Origin of the sequence: Aquimarina algicola (assembly GCF_006443095.1) — a bacterium.
Lineage (GTDB): Bacteria > Bacteroidota > Bacteroidia > Flavobacteriales > Flavobacteriaceae > Aquimarina > Aquimarina algicola.
On sequence record NZ_VFWZ01000001.1, the window covers coordinates 622,863 to 641,079 of the forward strand.

Sequence of the window (18,217 nt, forward strand, 5' to 3'; positions counted from 1 at the left end):
TTTTATAAAATTATATAAGAACTTATTTATAATTTAATCTCTGTAAAACCACTGTATTTTTCTACAATTTCAGGATAATGTTCTTTCATATTATTAAAAATAAATCCAAGTGGAACATCATCAAAATGACCATAATCCTCGAGATATTCCATAAAAACACTTCCTTCTTTATTAAATTCCTGAAACATAGAATCTTGTTCTCCATCAAATTCTAAAGGCTCTACATTACATTTCTCACACAATTCTTTATTGAATGCCGGAGAAGCTTTAAGCCATTTATCATTTAAAAAGATATTAACCATACCGTGAGGGGTCAGCTCATTTGTTCCGAATTTTTCGATTAATCGTTCTACACCAATATGATTTTTTACTTTAGCTAGATGTATTCTTGCCGGAATTCCTAATCCTCTTAAACAAGCTATTAATAAAATAGATTTGTCTATACAGTGCCCACTATTTTTCTCTGCAATTACACTTGCTTTATAGCCTTCTTTGGTCAAATGAATAAGATATGGATCATATCTCCACAGATCCCTGATTTTTAAGTACAATTGCTTAGCCTTTTCTTTTTGGGTTAGTGTGCTTTCTTTTAAGTCTTTTATTATATTTTGAATACTTTCAGTATTGTAATCAAAATAATAAGTTTCTTCTAAATATTTCATATCTCTAGTATCTTGTATTCCTTTGGCTATCAAAAAGTGATATTATTTCTTATTAATCGATTTTTTTTGTTTGTATGGCTTGGTAGGCTAAATTACAAAGTAACTCTGCTGCTTTATTCAGTTTTGAAAATCTAGGATCGGTTGTGAGTCCTTTATGATAACGATAGTAGATTTGCTGTGCAATAACTGCTATCTTAAACAAGCCAAAGGCGTAATAGAAAATCAAATTTTGTATTTCTCTTCCACTCTTCCGGGTATATAATTCTACGATCTCACTCCTACTCGGGTTTCCTTTAAAACTTGTTGGTGATGGAATCCCTTGTTGTACAAAAGCATGATCTGTACTCATTGTCCAGTATCCTAAAGATGTCCCCAAATCCATTAAAGGATCTCCTAAAGTTGCCATTTCCCAATCTAATACTGCCGTTACTTCTTGCCATGTATTGTCTTTAAAAACGATATTATCATATTTAAAATCATTATGAATCAAACTATGGTTATATGTTACAGGTTGGTTCTCTTCCATCCATTTCATTACTTTTTTTGACGCAGGAATATCTTCTGTAGCGGCTTTGAGATATTGTTTGCTCCAATTTACTACCTGACGTTGCACATAACCCTCTGGTTTTCCCAAATTTTCTAGTCCTGCTTCACGGTAATCTATGGCGTGTAAGGTCACAAAAGTATCTAGCCATGTATTTGCTATGGTTTTAAAATCATTTTCATTAAGGTTTCTTTGTTTTGCTTCTTGTATTGTGAGAATAATCCCGTCTACTTTTTCCATGATGTAAAATGGACAACCTAGTATTGTATCATCTTCTGTAAACGTATACATTTTTGGCACTTGAGAAAAAGAATTGTAAATCTTTGATTGTACATTAAATTCTCTGCTCATATCGTGCCCACGCTTTATTGCTCCAAAAGGAGGGCGCCGTAACACATATTCTTTATTTTCGAGCTGCAAAAGGTAGGTAAGGTTAGAATATCCATGTGTAAATTGTGTGACTTGCCATTCGCTTTTGGAATCAGTAATTAATCCTTTATCAAATAAGAATTTTTTTAAAGCCTCTTCCCTTAATTCTTCACCTTTTCTAACGGTTTGCATAATGTTCTAATTAATTATATATCTTATTTATTGCTGAGAATACTTATTGATAATGCTTTTTCCTAATTGATACATATGTACCTCATCAGGGCCATCTGCTAACCTGAGTATTCTTGCAGCTGCAAAAAAATGAGCCAGTGGTATATCAGAACCTACACCTTTTCCTCCAAAAATCTGAATAGCCCTATCAATAACTTTTAATGCCATATTTGGAGCTACAATCTTTATCATAGCAATCACATCTTTTGCCACTTTATTACCTTGTTTATCCATTTTGTCTGCTGCAGAAAGGGTTAATAACCTTGCTTGTTGTATTTCACATTGTGATAGTGCTATTTCTTGTCGAATACTACTAAAATCTTTAAAAGACTTTCCAAAAGCTACACGTTCTGAGGCTCGTCGCGCCATCAATTCTAATGATCGCTGTGCCATACCAATTAAACGCATACAATGATGAATACGACCTGGTCCTAATCGACCTTGTGCAATCTCAAATCCCCTACCTTCTCCTAGTATTAAATTTTCTTTTGGAACCTCTACATTATCCAACACAATTTCTGCGTGTCCTTCGGGAGAATCAAAAAAACCAAAAACAGACAAAGGCCTTATTATTTTTACTCCTGGAGTATCCATAGGAACTAATATCATGCTTTGCTGTTGATGTCTAGCTGCATCAGGATTTGTTTTGCCCATTATTATGGCAATTTTGCAATGAGGGTCCATACCTCCCGATGACCACCATTTTCTACCGTTGATTACATAGTTATCGCCTTTTTTGACTATCGATGTTTCTATATTTGTTGCATCAGAAGAAGCTACTTGTGGCTCTGTCATCAAAAAAGCTGATCGAATGTCTCCCTCTAATAAAGGGGTTAACCATTGTTTTTTTTGCTCATCAGAACCATATTTTGCCAATACTTCCATATTACCGGTATCGGGAGCATTACAATTAAACACCTCTGAAGCCCATAGTGTTCTACCCATAATTTCTGCTAGAGGAGCATATTCAAGGTTTGTTAACCCTGGACTTATCGACCCATAACTTTTTGGTAAAAAGAGGTTCCACAAGCCTTTTTTTTTAGCTTTTTCTTTTAAATCACTCATCCCGGGCCAACGTTGCCAACGATGTTGAGGATCATAATTGAATCGATTCACTTCTTCTTCTATTGGCAATATGTTCTTTTCAAAAAATATATTGAGTTGCTCTTGAAGCGCAATTACTTTTTCTGAATATTCAAAATTCATTATTTCTATCTATTGAAAGTCATTAGTTCATAAAAAATGGTCTTGTCGTATCATGATATCTTTTGACAGTTTTTAATCTCGTCTGATTATCCTGCAATCATATAGCCTCCGTCTGCGTTGTAAACACTACCTGTGATATATGCGCCAGCATCAGAAGCAAGTAAACATGCAATACCAGCCATTTCATCCGGCATTCCCATTCTGGATGTTGGTAACGTATTCTCTAATTTTTGTAATAGTTTTGGGTTTTGCCATAAAGCAGCACTAAATTTTGTTTTAATTAAACCCGGACACACTACATTAGCTCTTATACCATATTGCCCCCATTCTTTTGCCTGATTTTTTGTTAGCATCACCAACGCTGCTTTACTAGTACTATATAAGCCTAATCCGGCTCCGGGATGCAATGCTTCTACAGAAGCTATATTAATAATACTTCCTCCTTTTCTATCTTTCATAGAAGGCAATACCAAATTAGATAACATCCAGGGTGCTTTTACATTAATATCCATGATTTTATCAAAAACGGTTTCTTCTGCATTTTCAATAGGTCCGTATACAGGGTTAATCGCAGCATTATTGACCAAAATATCTATCCCGCCAAAGTGATTAATCGTTTTGTCTACCAAATTTTTACGCTCCTCTGCGTTTCCAATATGACATGCAATGCCAATTGCTGTTAATCCTTCTTTCTTAAACTCACTTACAACTGCATCTACACTGTCTTGGTTTCTACTGCTTATTACTACGTTTGCTCCTTGTTCTGCCAGTCCTTTAGCTATTGATTTTCCTATTCCTTTGCTTGATCCGGTTATAATAGCTGTTCTATCTTTGAGATCAAAAGATGATTGTATTTGATTCATTGTTATAATTAGAATATGTGTTTTAATGAAATAGATTATGAATTGAAGATTGTTTCATCTTCTGTGATCGTCAAAACTTCTTCATTCATGAGTATTTCTGCGAGTCCGTTAGTCTTTGGCAGTTCATATTTATAATAAAATTTCATGGTATGAATTTTACTTTCATAGAAGTCTTCAGAATATTTCTTTTGGTTTGTTAACAATGCATTTTTGGCATCACAAGCGATATCTAACCAAATCCAAGAAATTGTTATCGTGCTCAAAAACTCCATAAAAGGTGTAGCATCAGATAAAAATCGTTCATAATCTCCTTTTTGAGCAAAACTTAATAAGTGATGAATTACTTTTTGCGCTAATTCTAATTTTTGACCAAGTTTGAGCGCATAATGTTTTAAACTTTCAAATTTTGAAGCTTGATCTATCGTCTGTATCATTTCTTTGGTAAGTAATTCTAAAGCCTTTCCATTTTTCATGATTAGTTTTCTACCCAATAAATCTTGAGATTGTATCCCTGTAGTTCCTTCATAAATAGGGTAAATACGAATGTCTCTATAATATTGTTGAAGTATGTAATCTGAACAAAATCCATATCCTCCTAATACTTGTAGACCATTTGAGATAGATTGCACACCCATTTCTGAAGGATATGTTTTTACCATGGGGATTATCAATTCTAATAACAGTGCATATTTTTCTTTCTCTTCTTTACTTTGAAGGGTTTCTTTAAGATCATAATATTTTGAAGCCAAAAGTACTAGGCTTAAGGAACCTTCTGCAACTGCTTTTTGTAACAATAGCATTCTACGTACATCCGGATGATGTATAATCAATGTTTGATCTTGTTCAACTTCTTTTTTACCTGTTTTGGTTAGTTTTCTCCCTTGTGGTCGTTCTTTTGCATATTGCAAAGAGGCTTGATACGCAGCCGTGGTAATTGCAGCTGCTCCTCTCCCTACAGCTATACGAGCACCATTCATCATCATAAACATATAGTTTAACCCTTGATTTTCTTCTCCAACAAGCCAACCATAACAATCGTCTTGATCGCCAAATCCTAAATGTGTAGTACAGTATCCTCGTTGACCCATTTTTTGAAAATCTGCTACCGTAGTTACATCATTAGGCATTAACTGTCCTTTTTCATCCAGTCTCTTTTTGGGGACTATAAATAGTGAAATCCCTTTTGTACCTTTAGGAGCTCCTTCTATACGGGCTAATACTAGATGCACTACATTTTCTACATGTTGGTGATCTCCACCAGATATAAATATTTTTTGACCAGAAATTTTATAATACCCTTCTTCTATAGGTATGGCTTTGGTAATCACATCAGAAAGTGAGCTCCCCGCTTGTGGCTCTGTCAAACACATGGTACCTCCCCACTGTCCGGATAACATATTGGGCACATAAATATCATTGAGTTTTTTATTTGCAAAATGTACAATTAATTCTGCTGCTCCCATTGTTAAACCAATGTATCCAGGTAAATTATTATTTGCTGCTTCTTGAATAAAAAAAGCAGCGCTATATGCCATCATAGGCAATTGCAAGCCTCCTTGTTCATAATCAAATGTAGCAGAGATCAAGCCCATCTCCCCTCCTTTACGCATCATTATACCGACTTGATCATGAGTAATGACTTCTCCATCTTTATGATATGCCGGATACTCGTCCATTTCTTTAAAATAAGGAAACAGCTCTCTATCACTAAATTCTTTTACAGAATCTAAAAACATATTTATTGATTCTTCATCATGGTCTTTAAAACGATCTTGTTGTATCACATCTTTTAATCCATGAACATCGTATAAAAGGTATTTAAGTGTATCTACATCAACATATTCTGCCATTGTGTGAAGTTTTAGAGTTTATTACATATAAAGATTACGTAATAAATTTCGTGAATATTTGATGATTTCTCATTAAACTAGTTTAATAAGTGGTATTTTTTAGGTTTAATTAACTTTTACAATAAAAATTATATGCTAAGCATTGATATAATAACAATCAGACAAAAACCTATCAATTAAAGATTAAAGCTATAGGAAACATTTATGTTTATGGTTCAACTAAAAATGTGTTGAATAAGTTATGATTAAAAGCAAGTAAAAGATTATACTTGACTCAAGCGTTTTCTAATCTTTGAAAGCCCTACAGGGGTGAGCCCTAAGTAAGACGCTATTAAATACTGAGGTACTCTCTGAAATAGATCCGGACGCTTTTCTAATAATTGTAAATATCTTTCTTGGTTAGAGAGACTACGTAATTCATTGATTCGTCTAAAATTATTTACAAATGCTCTTTGCATTGAAAGTCTTCCAAATCGTTCAAATTCATGAGAATAGTCAAAAATCTTTTGTTGATCTTCTTTTGATATAGCATATACTTTTAGATCTTCTAAAACTTCTAAATACGCATTTGAAGGGATTTCTTCTATATATGCATATAAATCAGTAAAAAAATATCCTTCGGTAAAGAGTTCCATCACCTGAGTTTTGCCATCTTCTATCGTGTAGTATGAAACACAGCCATTACTTATAAAATAAAAGGTATCGATATACTCATTTGGTTTTAAAAGAAAAGTTCCTTTTTTAAAGGATTCTTCCTTAAAAAACTGTAATCCAAAATCAATATCAACATTATTTATACTTATAAATGATAATATAGTATCTTTTAAGTCATTCAAAATCCAAACGCATTTAATACGAAAAAACAAAATATTTAAGACTCTTCAAAACTATTAATCAATTCTAATATAATACGTATCTTTAAGTAATGTACGTATCAAATTTCGAGTTTTTTTCTTGATATTCAATCATTTTTATACTTCAAAATTGTTAAAACTTAACAATTGTTTGTAGCTTTAAAGAACCTAAAAATGCTTAACCAACATTAAAAAATAAAAAAACTACAAAGTATTGAACTAATATTACGTTTTATGGAAGCCTTAAACTTATATCAAATATTGATTTTGTTATTTCAAGGGGCTGTTGTAGCATTTTTTATGCTTCTATTGTTCAGATTACGAAAAACTATGGGGCTAGGTATACTTTTTGCCTCGTTAGGTTTATTTCAATTTATACAAGTCTTTTTGGCGAGTACTATATATTTTAAAATATCAGACCAAATCTTAGTATCTCCAGGATCGTCCGTTCTTTTTTCGGCTTCTCTTTTTGCTGTGTTATTACTTTATATAAAAGAAGATGCGAGTACAGCACGAAAATTGATTTATGCCTTGGTAATGGCAAATATCGTCTTATGTTTTTTGTTATTATCATTTAGAATCAATATAGAAGGAGCCTATAGCTATAATCCTTTTGATATTTCTACAGAGTTTTTTTATACTAATGTTTTTGTATTATTTGTTGGAACTGCTATACTCTATCTGGATTCTATATTAATTATATATCTATTTGAATTTATCTCAAAATATATTTCTTCGCTATTTTTTAGAATAGTTTTAACGATGAGCATCATACTCAGTTTTGATGCTTTTTTCTTTTCAGTAGGTTCTTTTTGGTTTTTTGATAACCCCAAGCAAATTTTAATTTCAGGGCTTATTTCTAAAAATCTTATGGTGTTGTTCTACAGTATTATTTTTACGATTTATCTAAAGTTTTTTGAAAAGGAAACGTATGAACCAAATTATTTAACTTTTAAGGATATCTTTCATAACCTTACTTATAAACAAAAATTTGAAGTCGCTGAAAAAGCAATTCAACTTACTGAAAACAGATATCATACTCTTACAAATCTTGTTCCTGTAGGTATATTTATTACTTCACAGGATGGGAAAGCTACTTATGTAAACCCTCAATGGTGTGAAATTTCGGGAATACCAGAAAAAGAAGCTCTTGGAGATGGCTGGTTGAATGCTGTACATCCTGAAGATAGAATAGCGTTGCAACATAAATGGTGTGAAGCTACCGAAAAAAGAGAAGCGTCAGATTCTGAATATCGTTTTTTAAAATCTGATGGCTCCGTTATATGGGTATTAGGTAGATCTATACCCGAACAAAATGAGAAAAAACAAATTATTGGATACGTAGGAACAGTTACAGATATTACAGACATTAAATTATATGAGATTGAACTAAACCGATTAAAAGAGAAAGCCGAAGAAAGTGACCGGTTAAAATCTGCGTTCCTAGCCAATATGAGTCATGAAATACGAACACCCATGAATGGTATCATGGGACTTGCTGAACTTCTTAAAGAACCTAAACTTAGCGGAGATGAACAACAATTATACCTTGATCTCATCAGAGAAAGTGGTGCACGTATGCTTAACATTATAAGAGATATTATTGATATCTCAAGAATAGAAGCCAATCAAGTAAAGATAAAAACTAGTGAAGTCAACATAAATGAGGAGACCGAATATCTTTTTAATTTTTTTAAGCCTGAAACTGATAAAAAAGGAATTGAATTGTCTCTATCCAATGGATTATCAGGAGAAGATGCAACTATAGTAACAGATAAAGAAAAGTTTACTGCTATTCTTACAAACCTTGTTAAGAACGCAATTAAATACACAAATCACGGCAGTATTTCATTTGGATATACAAAAAAAGATCACCTGCTAACTTTTTATGTACAAGATACTGGTATGGGTATTCCCGAAAACAGGCAGAAAGCAATTTTTGACCGTTTTGTTCAGGCAGATCTTATAGATGAATATGCTTTAGAAGGGGCAGGTATAGGATTATCTATTGCAAAGGCATACGTAGAAATGCTAGACGGAAACATTTGGGTAGAAAGTAAAAAAGATAAAGGATCTACATTTTACTTTTCTTTCGCATATATAACCGCAGTAACTTCTTAAGAAATCATTACAATGTTACTACTCTAAAAAATAAACCGATTAACTATTAACTCTACTTATATTAGGCGTTAACTCTTACTATTTTTGCTCCAATAGCTTTTAGGCGTTCATCAATATCTTCATATCCTCGGTCTATTTGTTCTATGTTATGAATTGTTGATGTTCCTTTGGCACTCAATGCTGCAATCAACAATGAAATTCCTGCTCTAATATCAGGAGACACCATGGTTGTTGCTTTTAGAGTAGATTTAAAATCGTGTCCTATAATAGTTGCTCTATGCGGATCACAAAGTATAATTTTTGCTCCCATATCGATCAATTTATCTACAAAAAACAATCGACTTTCAAACATTTTTTGATGTACCATGACTTCGCCTCTTGCCTGAGTTGCTACTACCAGCACTATACTTAATAAATCTGGTGTAAAACCTGGCCAAGGAGCATCTGCAATAGTCATAAAAGAACCATCGATATAACTTTCTATTTGATATCCGTTATCATGAGCAGGTATATGAATATCATCTCCTACTTTATTTAGAGTAATTCCGAGTTTTCTAAACGTATTAGGAATAATCCCCAGATTATCCCAACTTACATTCTTTATTGTGATTTCACTTCTTGTCATGGCTGCAAGCCCTATCCATGATCCGATCTCAATCATGTCTGGTAATATCCTATGCTCACATCCTTTAAGGCTTTCAACTCCATCAATAGTCAATAGATTGGATCCAACACCAGTAATTTTTGCTCCCATCGCATTGAGCATTCTACATAATTGTTGAAGATATGGTTCACAAGCAGCATTATAAATGGTAGTCTTTCCTTTTGCTAGAACGGCAGCCATTACAATATTGGCAGTTCCTGTCACTGAAGCCTCATCAAGAAGCATATAAGTACCTATTAATCCTTCTGGTGCTTCTACTCCATAAAATCGTTCTTCTTTATTATATCTAAATTTGGCTCCCAGATTGATAAAACCCTCAAAATGAGTATCAAGACGTCTTCTTCCTATTTTATCTCCTCCAGGTCTTGGAATATAACCTTTACCAAATCTTGCGAGTAATGGTCCTACAATCATAATAGACCCTCTAAGACCGCTTCCTTCTTTCTTAAATTGTTCACTTTCTAAATATTCCAGATTGAGATCATCACTCTGAAAAGAATAAGTTCCCTTTCCTAGTTTTTGTATTTTAACTCCTAGATTTCTCAGAATCTCAATCAATTTATTAACATCTCTAATATCAGGAATATTAGAAATTGTAACTTGATCTGGAGTTAATAAAACTGCGCAAAGAATCTGTAAGGCCTCATTTTTTGCTCCCTGAGGAGTTATTTCGCCTTTGAGTTGGTGTCCTCCTTCTATTCGAAAAGTACCCATCTAGTGTATAAGTATTAAAGGTTGAAAGTCTATGTTTTATTGGGAATGCTAGAATCTAGTATCGTTTTTTACCACGATTTCTATAATTCTTCTTATTGGTAGTTTTTTTCTTTTTACCCTTCATAAGATCGCTGGCATCGATAAGATCTTCATTGCTATTTTTCAAATTAATTTTTCCATTACTTAATTCAAAAAGGTGGTCAAAAATAACATCATCTTCTACAGTATCTTTATTCCAATTCAAATAACATTTCTTCATATGATTTGCTATTGTGAATGTCAATGCCGTTTTAAGCTCTCCTTCCTCCCAATTATTTGCTACATCTATCATACGTTTGATATTATTACCATAGAATCTATATTTTGGAAAATTCTGAGGGTAATTCAACGGTTCGGGACGTTCTTCTAATTTTTCTTGAGTTAGAATTGGGAAAGGAGCATCTACATCGAGTTTAAAATTACTCATAATGAAAAGCTGATCCCATAACTTGTGTTGAAACTCTGGAACATCACGTAAATGCGGCTGCAAATTTCCCATTACGGCAATAATAGATTTTGCTACTTTATTACGCTCTTCTCTATCTTCAATCTCAACCGTATGATTAATCATTTTCTGTAAATGACGTCCATACTCAGGTATGATTAACTTTTCTCTTTCTGTATTATATTCTAAATTATCAATATTCATAAAGTTATAGGTAAATAAGGTATTTATGCTTTTTTTACGTATTAAAACAAAAAATACTTAGGGATGCAAAATAATAAAATTTAATAAGTAGTTGTGTTCAAAAAAATAAAAGTTTAGTAATAAATACTATTTATCAATCATTCAACACCTATTCGTAAGAAATATTATATAAAATATTACAGAGAAATAACTCCTTCAACTTTTTGTGCTACCTCTTTATATTTAAGAATCACCTGATCAGGGTTTTTCATTCTTACATTAATAGAAACACTTGTATACTTTCCGTTTTTAGATTGTTTGGTGCTAATTACAGCCCCCATATTATCAAATATAGCTTCTATTTGCTCTATTTTTTTTGCTTCTGTAGGAACAATAAATTTATACAAATAGGCAGTTGGCCAAAGTGCAGTATCTGCTAATTGTGTTTTTAATTTTTTATAAAACTCTTCAGAATCTTTCATGTATTCTTTAGGATCAAAATTTGAGCCAAAGATAAAGCTTATGATTTACAAATGATATAAAAGTTGGCTACCATTTTTCAGAAAAAAAATCTGATTTCAATAAAGCGTTGTACTGTTCTTGTGTATCTATATCAATTCCTCTATCATTTGCAGAAACAGATACCACATCATTGTGTTGTCTTATTAAATGTCTTGCTCCAAAATCCGACTGTAATTTTAATAATTCATCAAAATATTGGGAAGGTAGTATTGCCGGTACTCCTAATTTATTTTTTAATTTGGTAGCAATTATTTTTGTTTCATCCTTATAAAAATATTCTTTCATGATTTTATAATGCTCATAACCTAGTAATGGTTGATCAATGAGAGAAATTAAGATTCCTTGATAAGAAACACCTTCTTGTATACATTCTCGTACTGCACATCGTATTGAAGATCCCATTCCAGATTGCCAATCTTTATTTTGGACTATTTTTATAGGGTGATGATCAATATGATCACGTAAGGTTTTGTAATTAGCTCCCAGCACTATACAAATATTAGTATTAGCAACCTTTAAGGCTTCTTTGATCGCATGCTCTATAAAAGTGGTATCACCTATAGTAAGAAGTTGCTTAGGTGTACCCATCCTACTTGATGAGCCTGCTGCCAAAATAATATGCAAGATTTTAGGTATTGAGCGCATCGATATTAATACCCTTATTTATTCTGTCATCATGAATCGCTCCTTTTTTATTCGAAAGTGAAATAGGGTCTTGATTTCGTATTACTGACAAAATTTCTGCAATGATCGAAATTGCAATTTCTTGTGGGGTTTCTGCTCCAAGATTTAATCCCGCCGGTCCATGTATTTTATCTAAAAAATCATCTTGTACGTCTGGAAAGTACTCTATAAACGCAGATAGTAATTTCTCTCGTCTTCTTGCAGGTCCTAACAACCCTATATAAGTTGGACTTGTATCTTTTAACGCTTGTAGATACAATAAATCCTTTGCAAAATTATGTGTCATTAAGATGATTGCTGTTTGATCATCTATATTTTCAACATGTAATTCTTCTGGAGCTTGATATATAATATTCTCAGCTCCCCGAAAATCATCTATTTGTTTATTACTTTTTGAAGAGCAAACAACTTCTACCTGCCATCCTGTAGCATTGGCTAGTTCAGATAATTTAGATGCATCATGTTCTTCTCCTATTATAATGAGTCTAAAACAAGGCAACAATTCTCTCTGAAATTGTTTTGACTGACCATCTGATAAAACATTTTTCGAAAATGTAAAGGTTTCTTTATCAAATTTAATATAAGATCCTAAACCTTCATTGTGATTTTCAATTTTATTGTAGAAAGAAATAATCTCAAAAGGTTTCCTTTTTTTTAGATAGGTATCGATCGTATTAATAGTAGTTGTATTTATAGAAAAAGGTTCTATTAAAATATAGAGTAACCCTTCGCAACCTAATCTGTATTTACCATCATAAGTCATTATTTTTGGTTTTCCTGTTTTAAATACAGATATAGATTGTCTAAAAACTTCTTTTTCTACACATCCTCCACTTACAGCTCCTCTTGTTTGTCCGTTTTGTAACAGCAACATTCCTACACCCGGTCTTCTATACGACGATCCTTCTACATCAACAACTGTAGCCATTACAGCAGGAATCCCCTGCTGTTTGGCTACATGATATGCTTCTATAATTTCTTTGAATTCGTGAGTCATATTTTTACCCTAACGGAGCTTTTTCTTTCTTCATGTTTTCTATAAAAGGTTGTTTGTATAAACGTATCCCTTTAGCTGCTTTTATTGCATTAGAAACTGCTGCTCCTGCTGGTGGTAAAGTAGGTTCTCCTAATCCGGTTGGTGCCACATCACTTTCTATAAAATGTGTTTCGACAACAGGTGTTTCATTTATTCTAATCAAACGATAACTATTAAAGTTTTTATCTTTGGGTTCTCCATCTTTAAAAGAAAAATTACCATACATAGCATGACCTACTCCATCTATAATTCCTCCTTCAATTTGGTTTTTTGCTCCTAATGGATTTACAACAATACCACAATCTACCACACAGGTTACTTTTTTTACTACCGGCATTTCATTTTCAAGCACGACATCTGCTACTTCTGCTACATGAGTATTGTGACAGTAATAGGCACTAAACCCTTGAAAAACGCCTTCTTTGCTATTTCCCCATCCAGATTTTTCAACGGCTACTTTTATAACATTTTCTAGTCTTTCTGGTGAATATTGGATTCTCTCGTCTGTAGTACCTTTTACTTTTTGCAATAGATCCAATCGCAATTGTATTCTGTCTACTTCTAATATTTCTGCGAGTTCGTCAAAAAAACTTTGCTCTGCAAACGACAAAAAGTTAGTATATGGAGCTCTCCAGGCTCCTGTTGTGATTTTACTTTGATAACTGGCAACATCTACCTGATAATTTTCTATAGCACCTGCTGGAAAGAAATTAGGGATCAATCCGTACATATTAGAATTTATGGAAGCTTCTTTAAGGTGATATCCTGTGATTTTACCTTCTTTAATAGATGCACTTATTCTATATTTGATGGCAGGACGATAAATTCCTGCAGACATATCATCTTCTCGTGAGTATACAACTTTTACAGGTTTTTTTGCTACCTTGGAGATTTCTGCCGCTTCTAAAGCAAAATCACCATACAAACGTCGACCAAATCCACCTCCCATTCTTGTCATTTCTACAGAAACATCTTTTAGATCTCTTTCTAATAACTCTGCGACAGCTCCTGCTGTTCTTTCGGGAGTTTGTATAGGACCAACCAGCCTAACTTTTTCATCAGTAACATCTGCAAAGAAATTCATGGGTTCCATACAGTTATGTGGTAAAAAAGGAGACTCATAAGTACGCTCAATCACTTGATCTACATCTTCAAAAGCTTTTTTAATATCACCATCGCTTCGCATCGTGTCAAAATCTTTACCGTCTAAAAGTTCGATAAGTTTTTTATCATGATCTTCTGTACTCTCTAATGTTTCATCAGAAATCCAATTCGCTTTTAATGCTTTTTTACCTTTCATTGCTGTCCAGGTATCTTTTGCAAGTACTGCTATTTTATCTCCAAATTTTACTATTGATTGCACACCTGCAACTTTTTTAGCTTCGGTATCATCAAAGCTATCAAGTTTTTTACCAAATGCAGGAGGTCTAAGTACAGAAGCATATAACATGCCTTCTTCTTTATAGTCCATACCATAAAGAGGTTTTCCTGCTACAATTTTATCAATATCTACGTTATTTATGTCCTGGCCGATGATGGTAAAATCTTTTGGATCTTTTAATTTCACATTTTCCGGGACTTTAAGAGCTGCTGCTTCTTTAACGACTTCTCCATATCCTAATTTATCTCCATTAGCATTGAATATAAAACCTTCTTTTGTAGTACATTCTGACGCTTCTACTCCCCATTTGGCAGCAGCAGCATTAACAAGCATTTGTCGTGCTGTTGCTCCTGTTTGTCGTAGAGGTTCCCAACCTAAGCGAATAGATTGACTCCCTCCTGCTACTTGTCTCGTAAAATTCTCTGTATCAAGCTCTCCTTGAGCAACATGAACATTATCCCATAATACATCTAATTCTTCTGCAATAAGCATTGGCATAGCTGTTTTGACCCCTTGCCCTATTTCTGGATTAGGAGAAAAAATAGTGACTATTCCATTATCTGCAATCTTTATAAATGCATTAAAATCATTAAAATTAAGTTTGGATATATCTACAGGAGGGGCTGCTTCTGGTTTACACGCCTGAAATAAGTTAAACCCTATCAATAATCCTCCTCCGGCTAACGAAGACGTTTTTATAAATGACCTTCTACTGAATGAAGGTGAAACAATATTTTTCATTGTGATTTTTTTTAGCTGGTTTGATTGATTTTACTAGCGGCAAGCTCTACAGCTTTTTCTATTCTATTATAAGCAGCGCATCTACAGATATTACCGCTCATAGCATCCCTAATTTCTAACCTACTTGGATTATTGTTTTCTTCTAAAAAGGCTGCGGCAGACATCATTTGCCCTGCCTGACAATACCCGCATTGAGGCACATCTACTTCTTTCCAAGCTTGTTGTACAGGATGAGAAGCATCTTCAGACAACCCTTCTATTGTTGTAATCTCCATGTTTTCTACCATAGAAACTTGAAGAAGACAGCTTCTGGTTGCAGATCCATCCAAATGTATTGTACATGCTCCACATTGACCTATCCCACATCCAAATTTGGTTCCTACCATATTAAGATGGTCTCTTAGTACCCATAAGAGGGGTGTCTCTTGATCAGCCTCTACTGAGTGGGACTGTCCATTAATTTTTAAATTGTAAATAGGCATGAGTTTTAATTTTAATTAATCTAAATAAGGAAAAGATGAGTTTATTTTTCATTAAATTACTAAAAAATCAAAGGGTTGATCAAATTTTAACAGACCTTTATATCTTATGGAATTATCATTTTTGTAATCTCATATTAATTCCGAAATTTGTAAAAAATTATTCCCTTGACAAAAAAGAGAGTTGTAATTACCGGTGCTCCGGGAACAGGTAAAACTTCAGTAATTCATAAACTTGAAGCATCAGGATATTTTTGTTTTCATGAAGTGATAAGGACTATGACACAAGAATTGAAAAAAAATAATGGTTCTGAAATCAAATCTAACCCAATTGTTTCTACTACTGATCCACATTTATTTAATTCCAAAATCTTAGATGCCAGAGTACAACAGTTCAATGATGCTTTGACAAATGAAAATTCTATTTTATTTTATGATAGAGGAATCCCTGATGTACTGGCTTATATGAACTACTTTAATCAAAAGGATGATCATAATTTTATAACGCAATGTAAAGCTTGCGAATATGATCATATTTTTATTTTACCTCCTTGGAAAGAGATTTATACCTCTGATGAAGAGCGCTTTGAAACTTTCGAGCAAGCAGAAGATATACATCATCACCTCTTTAATATATATACTGATCTTGGATATGAATGCATAAACGTTCCTTTTGGTAGTGTTGCACAACGTACTGATTTTATTTTACAACGTGTTTTGTGATTTGATATGAATACGCCTCTACAAATACTGCAGCAGTATTGGAAACATGATCGTTTTAATCCAAAACAAGAAGAGATCATATCATCTTTGCTTGATGGTAATGATACTTTTGCTTTATTACCCACTGGAGGAGGTAAATCAATCTGTTTTCAAATTCCTGCTTTATTAAAAGAAGGTATTTGTATTGTGATTTCTCCTTTAATTGCATTAATGCAAGATCAGGTACAAAATCTAAAGAGTAGAAATATTAAGGCTATTGCGTTGCCCAGTGGTATCAAATACGCCGAATTAGATGCTTTATTAGACAATTGTATTTATGGCAATTACAAGTTTTTATACTTATCCCCAGAGCGATTACAACAAGATATCGTACAAGATCGGATCAAGCAAATGAAAGTGAATTGTATTGCAGTAGACGAAGCACATTGTATATCACAGTGGGGTAATGATTTTAGGCCTTCTTATAAGAAAATTAGAATCCTACGTAATTTACATCCTGCAGTTCCCGTTATTGCATTAACTGCTTCTGCTACGCCACAAGTCGTACAAGATATTGTATCTGAACTAGACTTATTTCAACCTAATATTTTTAGACAGACTTTTTATAGAGCCAATCTAGCCTATCATGTAAAACATACAGTTGATAAAAATTATGAGCTCATAAAAATCTTAAAAACATATCCCGGGTCGTCTATTGTATATGTAAGAAATAGAAAAGCTTCTATTGATATTAGTGATTTTTTGAATGCAAATGGCTATTCTTCTTCATACTATCATGGAGGGGTTAGCTCTGAAGATAAAACAACACGTTTTAAAAAATGGTTAGAAGAAGATATTAGAGTAATGGTTGCTACCAATGCATTTGGTATGGGTATCGATAAACCAAATGTAAGAACAGTAATACATTATACCCTACCAGAAAGTATCGAAAGTTATTTTCAAGAAGCAGGCCGTGCGGGTAGAGATCGAAAACCCTCTCTTGCTTTTTTATTGAAAAACAAAACAGATGACCGCAGATTATACGATCAATTTATAAAAGTATTACCAAATGTAGATGATATCAAAGTTGTGTATAAGAAGCTATGCAATTATTTTCAGATTTCTTATGGCGAAGGAGAGCAAAGTACTTTCAACTTTGATTTTAATACCTTTTGTAAGACGTATGAATTAAATCATCTGATTACATACAATGCATTACAATTCTTAGATCGTTGCGGAGTTATTAGATTTATACAACGTTTTACAAAGAAAAGTAATCTTTTAATTACTACTACCGGAAATCAACTTCTCAAATATCTTGAAACTAATACAGAATACGAACTTATTGTAAAAGCTATTTTAAGAACATATGGAGGAATTTTTGATGAAGAGACTGATATTAATATTCCATTAATCGCTTCAAGAACCAATACCTCTGAAAAAAACATTATTTCGACTTTACAAAAACTTCAAATCGCAGAATTGCTTACCTTTAACTATCAAGTTTCTGACTCTGAACTAATTTTTCTTGTTCCGAGAGAAGATGAAAGAACGATCAATAGAATTAAACACCATCTTATTGCTCAAAACAGTTCAAAAGCTAATAAAGTAAAAGCTATTCTTAATTTTGCTAATGATACCAATAGTTGTAAAAGTAGCGCATTGCTTTCTTATTTTGGCGAAAAAGATACTCAAGATTGTGGAATTTGCAGTTTTTGCATCACTAATCAAAAAAACATTTCTACTACAGATATAGAAAAAATAAAAAACGATATTATCAAACTACTAAAAGTACAAAAACTATCATCTAGAGCTTTAATCGACAAACTAACATATCCTGAAGAGCTTACACTGAGTATTTTGAGAGAAATGAATGAAAAAAAAATGATTACAATTGATCATTACAATAACTACCAAATTGTATAAA

General features: G+C 33.0%; 16 protein-coding genes. 3 read left to right on the top strand and 13 right to left on the bottom strand.

Annotation, left to right across the window (positions count from 1 at the left end; genetic code table 11):
• Positions 1–26: 26 nt before the first annotated feature.
• From FHK87_RS02840 to FHK87_RS02865, 6 genes are all read right to left on the bottom strand, one after another.
• Positions 27–662 carry a transglutaminase-like domain-containing protein gene (locus FHK87_RS02840; RefSeq protein WP_140589524.1) on the bottom strand — a complete coding sequence of 212 codons (636 nt, stop codon included), beginning with the start codon at positions 660–662 and terminating at the stop codon, positions 27–29.
• A 52-nt stretch (positions 663–714) separates the two neighbouring features.
• Positions 715–1,767 carry a phosphotransferase family protein gene (locus tag FHK87_RS02845; RefSeq protein WP_140589526.1) on the bottom strand — a complete coding sequence of 351 codons (1,053 nt, stop codon included), beginning with the start codon at positions 1,765–1,767 and terminating at the stop codon, positions 715–717.
• Positions 1,768–1,794: 27 nt separating this feature from the next.
• Positions 1,795–3,012 carry an acyl-CoA dehydrogenase family protein gene (locus tag FHK87_RS02850; protein WP_140589528.1) on the bottom strand — a complete coding sequence of 406 codons (1,218 nt, stop codon included), beginning with the start codon at positions 3,010–3,012 and terminating at the stop codon, positions 1,795–1,797.
• 86 nt (positions 3,013–3,098) lie between these two features.
• Positions 3,099–3,875, bottom strand: a complete 777-nt coding sequence (locus FHK87_RS02855) for an SDR family NAD(P)-dependent oxidoreductase (protein WP_140589531.1) — start codon at positions 3,873–3,875, stop codon at positions 3,099–3,101.
• A gap of 35 nt (positions 3,876–3,910) precedes the next feature.
• The gene (locus FHK87_RS02860) at positions 3,911–5,725 is read right to left on the bottom strand and encodes an acyl-CoA dehydrogenase (protein ID WP_140589533.1); all 1,815 of its coding nucleotides are present in this window, start codon (positions 5,723–5,725) and stop codon (positions 3,911–3,913) included.
• 263 nt (positions 5,726–5,988) lie between these two features.
• Positions 5,989–6,561, bottom strand: a complete 573-nt coding sequence (locus FHK87_RS02865) for a Crp/Fnr family transcriptional regulator (protein ID WP_226294027.1) — start codon at positions 6,559–6,561, stop codon at positions 5,989–5,991.
• A 252-nt stretch (positions 6,562–6,813) separates the two neighbouring features.
• Here FHK87_RS02865 and FHK87_RS02870 point away from each other — a divergent pair, with 252 nt between their 5' ends.
• Positions 6,814–8,700, top strand: a complete 1,887-nt coding sequence (locus FHK87_RS02870) for a sensor histidine kinase (RefSeq protein WP_140589537.1) — start codon at positions 6,814–6,816, stop codon at positions 8,698–8,700.
• A 61-nt stretch (positions 8,701–8,761) separates the two neighbouring features.
• On the opposite strand, the gene murA is transcribed toward FHK87_RS02870, so the two are convergent.
• From murA to FHK87_RS02905, 7 genes are all read right to left on the bottom strand, one after another.
• Entirely contained in the window at positions 8,762–10,078 is a 1,317-nt protein-coding gene (murA, locus tag FHK87_RS02875) for a UDP-N-acetylglucosamine 1-carboxyvinyltransferase (protein ID WP_140589540.1), read from the bottom strand.
• 55 nt (positions 10,079–10,133) lie between these two features.
• Positions 10,134–10,766, bottom strand: a complete 633-nt coding sequence (locus FHK87_RS02880) for a DUF4290 domain-containing protein (protein WP_140589542.1) — start codon at positions 10,764–10,766, stop codon at positions 10,134–10,136.
• 176 nt (positions 10,767–10,942) lie between these two features.
• The gene (locus FHK87_RS02885) at positions 10,943–11,227 is read right to left on the bottom strand and encodes a DUF493 family protein (protein ID WP_140589544.1); all 285 of its coding nucleotides are present in this window, start codon (positions 11,225–11,227) and stop codon (positions 10,943–10,945) included.
• Positions 11,228–11,294: 67 nt separating this feature from the next.
• On the bottom strand, positions 11,295–11,912 hold the full coding sequence (locus FHK87_RS02890; RefSeq protein ID WP_140589546.1) for a nucleotidyltransferase family protein: 618 nt from the start codon (positions 11,910–11,912) through the stop codon (positions 11,295–11,297).
• Positions 11,896–12,948: an XdhC family protein gene (locus FHK87_RS02895; RefSeq protein WP_140589549.1), complete on the bottom strand. Its 1,053-nt coding sequence runs from the start codon at positions 12,946–12,948 to the stop codon at positions 11,896–11,898. The genes FHK87_RS02890 and FHK87_RS02895 overlap by 17 nt, the downstream gene beginning before the upstream one ends.
• Before the next feature lie 4 nt (positions 12,949–12,952).
• Positions 12,953–15,109 carry a xanthine dehydrogenase family protein molybdopterin-binding subunit gene (locus FHK87_RS02900; protein WP_140589551.1) on the bottom strand — a complete coding sequence of 719 codons (2,157 nt, stop codon included), beginning with the start codon at positions 15,107–15,109 and terminating at the stop codon, positions 12,953–12,955.
• A gap of 11 nt (positions 15,110–15,120) precedes the next feature.
• On the bottom strand, positions 15,121–15,591 hold the full coding sequence (locus tag FHK87_RS02905) for a (2Fe-2S)-binding protein (RefSeq protein WP_140589553.1): 471 nt from the start codon (positions 15,589–15,591) through the stop codon (positions 15,121–15,123).
• Positions 15,592–15,756: 165 nt separating this feature from the next.
• On the opposite strand from FHK87_RS02905, the gene FHK87_RS02910 reads away from it, so the two are divergent.
• Positions 15,757–16,311, top strand: a complete 555-nt coding sequence (locus tag FHK87_RS02910) for an AAA family ATPase (RefSeq protein ID WP_140589556.1) — start codon at positions 15,757–15,759, stop codon at positions 16,309–16,311.
• Between the two features lie 6 nt (positions 16,312–16,317).
• Entirely contained in the window at positions 16,318–18,216 is a 1,899-nt protein-coding gene (locus FHK87_RS02915) for a RecQ family ATP-dependent DNA helicase (RefSeq protein ID WP_140589558.1), read from the top strand.
• The last annotated feature ends 1 nt before the right edge of the window (position 18,217 follow it).